This window comes from Acidimicrobiales bacterium, from assembly GCA_035540975.1.
GTDB lineage: Bacteria > Actinomycetota > Acidimicrobiia > Acidimicrobiales.
In genome coordinates this window covers 17,379-27,355 of the sequence record DATLFN010000138.1, presented here as the reverse complement: position 1 = coordinate 27,355, position 9,977 = coordinate 17,379, and the positions used below count along the sequence as shown (strand labels likewise).

Here is a 9,977-nt window from a genome sequence, read left to right as displayed (position 1 = left end):
CGGGCCATGGGCCTCCTCGGGGCGACGGGCGGGGTCGGGGCCGGGCCGCGCACACGGGCGGGGCCCGGCGCGACCTTGCCACGCCCCCGGTCGCTACGGGGAACCCAGCTCCACGATGCGGGCCAGCACCGCCGCCACGCGCTCCTCGGGGACCCGGTCCCACGCCCACGCCTGCCGTCGGCGCACCACTCCGGCGTCGACGGTCCGGACCGCCCACACGCAGCCGTCGCCGTCCACCACCTCGCAAGCGCCTCGGCCGCCCGACCGCGTGATGGCCACACCGGCGAGCACCTCGCCGCGCCGGCACCCGTCGAACTCGACCGTCGGCCGGTGCTGAGCCAGCCCTGGTGCCAGCAGCCGCACCACGGCGGCCGCCCCGCCGAGCCGGCGCACGCTGGCGTCCCAGGCGTCGCCCGGGTGGTCGTGCGGCCGGCGGGCCAGCTCGCGCAGCCGCTCGACGGCGTCGGCCGGCAGGGGGGCGACCGGCCCCAGGGCGGCGACGGCGGCATCGCCCGCCTGCGCCCGGCACCACGCGCACCGGGGCGTGGCGCCGCCGGAGAAGGCGCGGACGTAGACCGTGTGCTCGCGCTCGGACCGGTGCCCGCCACCGGCGGCCAGGCGGCTGCCGCCGTTCAGGAGGTGCTCGCCGCAGATCGGGCGGCCGCAGCCGTCGGCGCACCGGGCACGCGCCGGGAGGCCGCACGGGCAGGTCCCGACGACGGGCTGCGACGCCGCGTCATCCCCGGCGGCGACCGCGGGTGGTGCGGCCCGGCGGCCGGGGCCCCGAGCCGGCTCCCGGGGGTCGAGGCCGTTGCGCCGGCGCTCCGCCTGGGCGGCCGCCTCCGCCGCCAGGCCGAACACGGCGCGTCGTCGGGCCGGCACCTCCACCGGCGGTGGCGCCGGCCCGACCGGCACCGGCGGTGGCACCGACGGCGCCGGCGGCGCCGGGAGGGGATCCGGCCGGGACCGCTCGGGAGACGGTGCCGACGACGCCGGCGGCGCCGGGAGGGGATCCCGCCGGCGCCGCTCGGGAGACGGTGCCGACGACGCCGGCGGCGGCCCGCCCCCGTCGAGGCTGGGCGGGCGGCGGCGGCGACCCGGTTGGCCGGGCTCGGGCGATGCGGTGCTCCGTGAGGCCACCGGTACGTCCTCCCTCGTCGGCGGACGGTGAGCGGCCACCGCGGGCGCCCGCGCACCGTGCGACTTCCTACCGCGGCGGACGTCCTCTGTCACTAGGTGTCACGCGCCACCAATGGCCGAGGCGCCGAGTGCTACGCGTCCAGCGCGGCCACCAGGGAGGAGAGGGGGACCCGGGGGCGGGCGCCGATGTGGGCGATGACCTCGGCCGCCGCGATGCCGCCCAGGCGGGCGCACCGGGCGGGATCGGCGCCCGTCGCCAGGCCGTACAGGAAGCCGGCGGCGTAGAGGTCCCCCGCTCCCGTGGTGTCGACGACGCGCTCAACCGGCTCGGCCGGCATCTCGACCCGGCCGTCCGCCGTCACCACGATCGAGCCGAGCGGCCCCCGGGTCACCGCCGCCACGTCGCAGTGGCCGGGCAGCAGGTCGAGGGCGTCGTCCAGGGCGGCCACCTCGAACAGGGACGTGATCTCCGCCTCGTTGGCGAACAGGACGTCCACGTCGGAGGCGATGAAGTCGAGGAAGGCCTTGCGGTGGCGATCGACGCAGAACGGGTCGGAAAGGCTCAGGGCGACCTGGCGGCCGGCGTCGTGGGCGAGGGCGACGGACCGCCGCAGCGCCTCGATCGCCTCGGGCGGGTCCCACAGGTAGCCCTCCAGGTACGTGTACCGGGCCCGGCCGATGACGCCGGCGTCGATGTCCGCCGGGGCCAGCCCGGTGGCGGCCCCGAGGTACGTGCACATGGTGCGCTGGGCGTCGGGCGTCACCATCACCAGGCAACGCGCCGTCGACGGGCCGTCGGCCGCCGGCGGGGTGGTGAACTCGACGCCTCCCGCCCGGATGTCGTGGGTGAACACCTCGCCCAGCTGGTCGTCGCGCACCTTGCCGATGAACGCGGCGGACGCACCGAACGAGGCGACGCCGGCCACGGTGTTGGCGGCCGAGCCGCCCGACACCTCGACGGCCGGCCCCATCGACTCGTACAGGGCGTCGGCGCGCTCGGCGTCGACCAGCGCCATGGTCCCCTTCACGAGCCCGCGGGCGTCGATGTCGGCGTCGTCGGTGGTGGTGAGCACGTCGACGATGGCGCTTCCGACGGCGACGACGTCCAGCGGGTGGGAGGTCACGCCGGGACGGTAGCTGAGTAGCCTCTCGGCGCATGTCGACCGAGGGCGCCCACCGGCTTCCCCGCAACGTCGTGCCCGAGCACTACCAGCTGACCTTCAACGTCGCGCTGGCCGCCGGCACCTTCGCCGGCGAGGAGCGCGTCCGGGTCGCCGTGCTCGAGGAGGCGCACGAGATCGTCCTCAACGCCGTGGGCCTCGAGATCCCCCTCGCCGAGGTCGTCGCCGCCGACGGCACGATCGTCGACGCCACCGTCGAGCTCGTCCCCGAGGAGGAGCGGGCCGTCGTCCGCCTGGAGGAGCCGGTGGCACCGGGGACGGCCACGCTGCACATGACGTTCGCGGGCGTCCTGAGCGACAAGCTGCACGGCGTCTACCGCAGCACCTTCGTCGACGAGCACGGCGCCGCCGACGTCATCGCCGCCACCCAGTTCGAGCCCACCGACGCCCGCCGGGCGTTCCCGTGCTGGGACGAGCCCGACCGCAAGGCGACGTTCGCCACCACGCTCGTCGTCGACGACGGGCTGACCGCCGTGTCCAACACCGAGGTGGTCGAGGTCACCGACCTGGGCGAAGGCCGCCTCCAGTACGAGTTCGCCACGACCATGCGGATGTCGACCTACCTGGTCGCCTTCGTCGTCGGTCCCCTCGAGGCGTCCGGGGCGGTGGACGTCGACGGCGTCGCCCTGCGGACGGTGTGCGTGCCCGGCAAGGCCCACCTGGCGGGGTTCGCCCTCGAGATCGGCGCCTGCGCCCTCCGCTTCTTCTCGTCGTACTTCGGGCTCCCCTACCCGGCCGCCAAGCTCGACCTCATCGCGCTCCCCGACTTCGCCATGGGGGCCATGGAGAACCTGGGGGCCGTCACGTTCCGCGAGACCCTCCTGCTGGTCGACCCCGAGCGCGCCACCCGTGGGGAGCTGGAGCGGGTGGCCGACGTGGTGGCCCACGAGATCGCCCACATGTGGTTCGGCGACCTGGTGACCATGCGGTGGTGGAACGGCATCTGGCTGAACGAGGCCTTCGCCACCTTCATGGAGCTGCTGTGCGTGGACGCCTTCCGGCCCGAGTGGCAGCGGTGGGTGTCGTTCGGCACCAGCCGCGATGCGGCCATGGTGGTCGACGCCCTGAGCGCCACCCGCCCGGTGGAGTTCCCCGTGGAGCGCCCCGAGGAGGCGGAGGGGATGTTCGACACCCTGACGTACCAGAAGGGCGCCGGCGTCCTGCGCATGCTCGAGCGCTACGTGGGCGCCGACGAGTTCCGGCTCGGGATCTCCCGCTACATCGCCGACCACGCCTACGGCAACACCGAGACGAGCGACCTGTGGGACGCCGTGGAGAAGGCCACCGGCGAGCCGGCCCGCTCGATCATGGACTCGTGGATCTACCAGGGTGGCTTCCCCGAGGTCTCCGTGACCCTGGCTGCCGGCGGCACCGGCCTCCGCCTCACGCAGCGCCGCTTCCGCTACCTGGCGCCCGCCGACGGGGCGGGCGCCGGGCCGTCGTGGCGCATCCCCGTGCACCTCCGGGCGTCGGTGGGCGGCGAGGTCGTGTCCCACCGGTTGCTGCTCGACGCCGACGGTGCCGGCGTCGACCTGGTCGGTGAACCGGACTGGGTGGTGCTCAACGAGCAGGGCGTCGGCTTCTACCGGGTCCGCTACGACGACGCCCTGCGGCGGCGCCTGGAGGCGAACCTCGACCGGCTGGACGCCCTGGAACGCCTGTGCCTGGTGAACGACACGTGGGCGGCGGTGCTGGCGGCGGAGGCGGGGGCCGAGGAGCTGCTCGAGCTGGCCGAGCTCCTGGCCGGGGACGACGACCCCAGCGTGTGGGACGTCGTCCTCGACGCCCTGCTCAACCTCGACCGCATCGTCGCCGCCCCCGACCGCCCCGCCCTCCAGGCCTTCCTCCGGCGCCTGGCCGGTCCCGCCCTGGGGCGTCTCGGGTGGACGCCGGGCGAGGGCGAGGACGAGCGCCGGTCCCGGCTCCGAGCCTCCCTGATCCGTGCCCTCGGCGTCCTCGGCGCCGACCCCGACGTCCGGTCGCGCGCCGCCGAGGTCCACGCCCGGGCGGTCGCCGACCCGTCCTCGGTGGACGCCGACGTGGCCGGTGCGGTCGTCGCCGTGGTCGCCGCCGGCGGTGGCCCCGACGAGTACGAGGCGTTCCTCGCCCGCCACCGGGCCGCCGCCACCCCCCAGGAGGAGGTGCGGTACCTCTACGCGCTGGCCGGCTTCGAGGACGAGGCCCTCGTCGCCCGCACGTTGCAACTGGTGTTCTCCGACGTCCGGGCGCAGAACGCGCCGTTCGTCCTCTCGCTCCTGCTGGCCAACCGGGCGGGCGGCAGCGCCGTCTGGGAGGTCGTCAAGGCCCGGTGGGACGAGCTGCGCCGGCGGCTGCCCGAGAACCTCCACGAGCGGGCCCTGGGCGGCACGCTCGCTCTCTCCACGCCGGAGCTGGCCGCCGACGTGCGGGACTTCCTCGAGTCGCACCCGCTGGCCGGGCGCGAGCGCACCGTCGCCCAGATCCTCGAGAAGCTGGACGTGGCGGTGGCGCTGCGGGCCCGCGAGGCTCCCCGCCTGGGCGCCCTCCTCCGGGGCCGGGCGCAAGGTCTGTGGCCGCACTCGCCGCCGCAAGCGGCCTCGACGGCTGCGGACACCTAGAACCCCGTCATCCCCACCATGGGCTGGGCCAGCCGGATGGCGCCGGTGGAGCCGCGGAACACCGCGTCGCCGAAAGCGAATACGCCGCCGTCCCGGGCGACGAGGCGGTAGCCGCCACCCGAGGCGCTCCGGCTGATGCCCACCATGGGCTGGGCCAGCCGGATGGCGCCGGTGGAGCCGCGGAAGACGGCGTCGCCGAAGGCGAACACACCGCCGTCGGACGCGGCCAGGTAGTAGCCGTTCCCGGTGGGCGTGGGCGCGATCCCGACGATGGGCTGGGCCAGCCTGATGCCGCCGGTCGAGCCGCGGAAGACGGCGTCGCCGAAGGCGAACACGCCGCCGTCGGCCGCCACCAGGAAGTACCCGTGCCCCGTCGGCGTCGGCGTGATGCCCACGATGGGCTGGGCCAGCTTCAACGCGCCGGTGGACCCGGCGAAGACGGCGTCGCCGAAGGCGAAGACGCCGCCGTCCGACGCCACCAGCCAGTACCCCCGGCCCGTCGGCGTGGCCGCCATGCCGACGACGGGCCTGGCCAGCTTGAGCGCCCCCGTCGAGCCGCGGAACACGGCGTCGCCGAAGGCGAAGATGCCGCCGTCGGCGGCGGCCAGGAAGTAACCGCTGCGGCTCGGCGTGTGGGCGATGGCGACGATGGGCTGGTTGAGCCTCATGGCGCCGGTGGACCCCTGGAAGACCGCCTCGCCGAAGGCGAACACGCCGCCGTCGGCCGCCACCAGGAAGTAGCCGTTCCCCGGCGGAGGGGTGGTGCCGCCCGGCCCCGTCGGGGTGGTCGTCGCCGGTGCCGGCGACTTCCAGATGATGCGGACCACGTCGACGTCGTCGTCCAACGGCGACGGCTTGCCGTCGTTGGCGCTCAGGTCGAACAGCACCTCGCTGTCGCAGGTGCCGGTGTCGCTGACCTTGCCCGCCATGGTCGGTGGCACGGCCGACGTCCAGGCACAGATGAGGTCGGTGCCGGCCGAGAGCTGGGTGAAGGTGATCGAGCACGTCCCCGATGCCGCCGTGGTGCACGACTCGTCGGGGATGTTCGGGGTGTTCCCGCCGCCCGGGTCGGAGACCGAGCCCTCGAACAGCTCGAACTTCACCGGGATGCCGGCGGCGGGGTTGCCGGCCAAGTCGTTCACCGTCGCCGTGAGGGTGGCGGTCTCGCCGAGCAGGCGCTCCTGGTTGTCGGGGGAGACGTCCAGCCCCCGCTCCCGCCAGGTGATCTTCACCACGTCGGTGGAGTCGGGCTCGGCCACCGTCCCGGGTGCCGGCGCGTCGCCGGGCACGCAAGGGGCCTTCTCGCCCTCCTCGGCGGTGATGCAGTCGGCGGCCTTGTCGGCGGGCGCCAGGTTGTTGGCGAGCCGCCCCTCGGTGTCCGGGGTGTGGCCGTCTATCCACGCCCGGACCAGGGTCGTCCCCCCCCTCTCGGAGGTGACGGTGATGGAGCAGGTGGACGGCTGGGAGATGGTGCACTGGGTGTCCGCGGTCCCCTGGAGCGGCCCGCCCTCGAAGGCGAAACGGACGATCACCGGCTGGAGGAGGACCAGCGGCGGCTGGCGGTCCAGCAGCGACAGGGCGGTCGAGTAGAGGCGGGCGGTCAGCGTGACGCTCGTCCCGACCTGGACGTCCGTCACCTCGGGGGTCACCTGGAGGAAGTTCCCGTCGCTCGCCGACGCCGACGGGACCGGCAGCGTGCCCGGTGCGACCGTCGCGACGATCCCGACGGCGGCCCCGAGGGCCACCGTCCGCCACCTGAGCCTGCGCATGTCCGATCCCTCCTGAGCAACCCGCCGACGGGGCAAGGGTACCCGGGGTGCTACAACCGGGCGGTGCGCCACGTCGACGTCTTCGCGGTGGAGGACACCGCCGTGCAGGTGTGCTGGCGTGGGCTCCGGCCCGGCTGCACCCTGTCGACGGGAGACGAGTCGGTGGAGGTCACCTCGCCGGGGCCGGGCGCGGCGGCCTTCGGCGGGCTCCCTCCGGCCACCGTCGTGGCCGTGACCCTGCGGGGAGACGGGCCGTCCCGGACCGTCGCCACCGCCCGCACCCTGGCGCCTCCCCCGGGCGAGCTGCTGTGCCGCTTCGCCACCGTGAACGACACCCACGTCGGGGAGCGCCGGTTCGGGATCCTCCGCCGGTTGCGGGACGACCCGTCGTCCGGGCTCGAGCCCTACGCCCTGCGGTGCGTGAGGGCCGCCCTCGGCGAGGCGCTGGCGTGGGGCGCCGAGTCCATCGTCGCCAAGGGCGACCTCACCTACACCGGGCGCCCCCAGCAGTGGTCCGACGTCGGCCGCCTCCTCGGCGGGCTGGGCGTGCCCGTGGCCGCCGTCCTCGGCAACCACGACGTCGGCCGCAAGGCGGTCGACGGGCGCGAGGCGCTCGCCCGCCACGGCATCGAGATCCCCGCCGACCCGTACGGCGTGGACCTGCCCGGCCTGCGGGTCGTGCTCGGCCACACGTCCGTCCCCCACAAGGGCCACGGCACCATGCCCGGGGCCCAGCGCGACCAGATCGCCGATCTGCTCTCGGCCGCGCCCGGTCCCGCGTTCCTGGCCATGCACCACTACGCCCAGCGCTACACCCATCCGCTCACCTACCCGCCCGGGATACCCGGCCACGAGGCCCGCGCCCTGCTCGACACCGTCGCCGAGGCGAACCCCGCCACCTTCGTGACGGCCGGCCACTCCCACCGCAACCGGCGCCGGTACCACGGGCCGGTGGTCGTCACCGAGGTGGGTGCCACCATGCACTACCCGGGGACGTGGGCGGGCTATGCGGTCCACGAGGGCGGCATCCGCCAGGTCGTCTTCCGGGTGGCCGCGCCGCAGGCCATCGCCTGGACGGAGCGCACCCGCCGGGCCGCCGGCGGCGTGTGGGGGCTGGTCGCCCCCGGGCTCCGCAGCCACCGCTGCTTCAGCCACCCCTGGCCGCGGCGATGACCGGCGTGCCGCCGGCGGGGGCCTCAGGCGCCCGGGTCCCCCCCTCCCGCGCCCAGGCCCTCGATGCGGGCCTGCACCCGGGCCAGGCGCTCGGCGGCGAGGGCGTGGAGCTTCCCGGCCCGCTCGTAGAGCTCCACCGCCTCCTCGATGCCGAGGGCGCCGTCGGCCATGCGCCGGGTCAGCTCCTCGAGGGACTCCACCAGCTGCTCATAGGTGAGCGACTCGTCACCGCTCGTCACCGGTCGACCTCCTCCACGCGGGCGCCGAGCCGCCCGGCGGCCAGCTCCACCGCGACGCGGGCGCCGGGGGCGAGGGCGGAGGCGTCGCGCACCACCGCTCCCGTCTCGTCCCGCACGACCGCGTAGCCACGCTCGAGCACCCGGCGCGGCGACAACGCCTCCAGGTGACGCTCGCAGGCGGCCAGCCGCTGCGCCTCCTGGGCGCAGCGGCGCCGGCACGGCTCCCGCCAGGCCACCCGGTCGAGCCGGCCGCCGGCCGCCGCCACGGCGCGGGCGGGGTGGACGAGGCGGAGACGCGACGCGGCGGCCTCGAGCCGGCGGGCCGCCACGTCGAGGCCGGCCCGGACCGCTCGCTGGCGGTCCACCGCCGCCAGCCGCGATCGTGCGTCCTCGAGCCGGTGGCCGAGGAGCACCGAGCGCTGCTCCGCCATCCGGGCCAGCTCGCTCTCCAGCTCGGCCCGGCTGGGCACCACCGCGGCGGCGGCCAGGGACGGCGTGGCGAAGCGGGCGTCGGCCACCTCGTCGCACAGCGGCCGGTCTCCCTCGTGCCCGACCGCCGACACCACCGGCGTGGTGCACGCGCCGATGGCCCGGCACAGCGTCTCGTCGCTGAACGGGAGGAGCTGGGAGGCGTCGCCGCCTCCCCGGGCGAGGACGATGACCTCCACGTCGGGGCGGGCGTCCAGGGCGGCCAGGGCGCCGGCGATGGCGTCCGCCGCCCCCGGGCCGGACACGTTGGAGGTCTCCCACGCCGTCGGGTAGCCGGGGAAGCGCACGGCGATCACCGACTCGATGTCCGCCCGCACGGCGGCCTCGGTGCCGCACACCACGCCGATCACCGCCGGCAGCCGGGGCAGCGGCCGCCGGGGCCGGGCCAGGAGCCCGTCCGCCGCCAGCCGGGCCCGGCGCTCCTCGATCGCCGCCGCGATGGCGCCCTCCCCGACGGGAGACACCTCCTCGGCCACCAGCTGGGCGCCGCCGCGGTCGGCCAGCCACCCGACGGTGCCCGTGACGAGGACGCGCTCGCCGGCGACGACCCGGCAGCGGGCCGCCCGGGCGGCCGGGCAGCGGACGGAGATCTGGGCGGCCCGGTCGCGCAGGACGAAGTACGTCCCGCCGGGGTGCGAGCGGGGCATGACGACCTCGCCCTCGACGCCCACACGTCCGACGCCGGCGACGGCGCGCGCCAGCTCCGACGACAGGCGCACCAGGCTCAGCACCCGGACGCCGTCGCCGGGAAGGTCGAGAGGCAGGCGCTTCATCGGCCGGAGCGTAAAGGAATGCGTGTCGGGTGTTGCGGGAACAAAGGTGACGACTTCACGAAGGGAGCGTCGTGGCCGTGGAGATCAACATGGCACTGCTGTTGCCACGAGACGCCCGCACGATCCCCGTGGCTCGCCACATCTGCCGCGAGGCGCTCCGTGAGCTCGGGGTCGAGTCGGAGTGCGTCGGCGACATCGAGGTCGCCCTGACCGAGGCGTGCACGAACGTGCTGGAGCACTCGGAGGCGGGGAACGAGTACGAGGTCCAGGTGAAGCTGGCCGAGCGCGACTGCGTCATCCGGGTGGTCGACCAGGGCCGGGGCTTCGACGCTGACGCACCGGTCCCACCGGCGGCGGACAGCTCGGAGAACGGCAGGGGCATCGCCCTGATGCACGCGTTGGTCGACCGGGTGAAGTTCGAGTCCCGCCCCGAGGAGGGCACCATCGTCCACCTCGAGAAGGCGCTGATGTACGTCGACGACGCACCCGTCACGGCCCTGTCGTCGACCCGGGGGGACGCCCCCGGCGGCTGACGCCGCGGCGGCGGCGTTGGCGGCGCCGGCCGGATTTCACCCGGGTCGGCCGTGCATATACGATCGCGGGGACCATGCGAGGA

8 protein-coding genes are annotated in these 9,977 nt (G+C 75.6%); 3 read left to right on the top strand and 5 right to left on the bottom strand.

Annotated elements, in window-relative coordinates; genetic code table 11:
• Positions 1-93: 93 nt before the first annotated feature.
• Both VM242_13870 and VM242_13865 read right to left on the bottom strand, forming a co-directional pair.
• Positions 94-915, bottom strand: a complete 822-nt coding sequence (locus VM242_13870) for a hypothetical protein (GenBank protein ID HVM06249.1) — start codon at positions 913-915, stop codon at positions 94-96.
• Positions 916-1,271: 356 nt separating this feature from the next.
• A complete protein-coding gene (locus VM242_13865; protein ID HVM06248.1) occupies positions 1,272-2,264 on the bottom strand; it encodes an adenosine kinase in 993 nt (330 codons plus the stop codon).
• A 32-nt stretch (positions 2,265-2,296) separates the two neighbouring features.
• Here VM242_13865 and VM242_13860 point away from each other — a divergent pair, with 32 nt between their 5' ends.
• Positions 2,297-4,918, top strand: a complete 2,622-nt coding sequence (locus VM242_13860) for a M1 family metallopeptidase (GenBank protein HVM06247.1) — start codon at positions 2,297-2,299, stop codon at positions 4,916-4,918.
• Here VM242_13860 and VM242_13855 read toward each other — a convergent pair.
• A complete protein-coding gene (locus VM242_13855; protein HVM06246.1) occupies positions 4,915-6,687 on the bottom strand; it encodes an Ig-like domain-containing protein in 1,773 nt (590 codons plus the stop codon). The genes VM242_13860 and VM242_13855 overlap by 4 nt on opposite strands.
• Positions 6,688-6,750: 63 nt before the next feature.
• On the opposite strand from VM242_13855, the gene VM242_13850 reads away from it, so the two are divergent.
• Positions 6,751-7,860 (top strand): metallophosphoesterase, encoded by a 1,110-nt coding sequence (locus VM242_13850; protein ID HVM06245.1) that lies wholly within the window; start codon positions 6,751-6,753, stop codon positions 7,858-7,860.
• A 23-nt stretch (positions 7,861-7,883) separates the two neighbouring features.
• Here the strand turns inward: VM242_13850 and xseB are convergent, their stop codons facing one another.
• Both xseB and xseA read right to left on the bottom strand, forming a co-directional pair.
• Positions 7,884-8,099, bottom strand: a complete 216-nt coding sequence (gene xseB, locus VM242_13845; protein HVM06244.1) for an exodeoxyribonuclease VII small subunit — start codon at positions 8,097-8,099, stop codon at positions 7,884-7,886.
• The gene (gene xseA / locus VM242_13840) at positions 8,096-9,361 is read right to left on the bottom strand and encodes an exodeoxyribonuclease VII large subunit (protein ID HVM06243.1); all 1,266 of its coding nucleotides are present in this window, start codon (positions 9,359-9,361) and stop codon (positions 8,096-8,098) included. The genes xseB and xseA overlap by 4 nt, the downstream gene beginning before the upstream one ends.
• Positions 9,362-9,432: 71 nt before the next feature.
• On the opposite strand from xseA, the gene VM242_13835 reads away from it, so the two are divergent.
• Positions 9,433-9,894: an ATP-binding protein gene (locus tag VM242_13835; GenBank protein HVM06242.1), complete on the top strand. Its 462-nt coding sequence runs from the start codon at positions 9,433-9,435 to the stop codon at positions 9,892-9,894.
• Positions 9,895-9,977 lie beyond the last annotated feature (83 nt).

Bases quoted from the DNA above. Each gene is read 5' to 3' on its own strand.
- xseA (HVM06243.1), bottom strand. From the start codon at position 9,361: ATGAAGCGCCTGCCTCTCGACCTTCCCGGCGACGGCGTCCGGGTGCTG.
- VM242_13855 (HVM06246.1), bottom strand. From the start codon at position 6,687: ATGCGCAGGCTCAGGTGGCGGACGGTGGCCCTCGGGGCCGCCGTCGGG.
- VM242_13860 (HVM06247.1), top strand. From the start codon at position 2,297: ATGTCGACCGAGGGCGCCCACCGGCTTCCCCGCAACGTCGTGCCCGAG.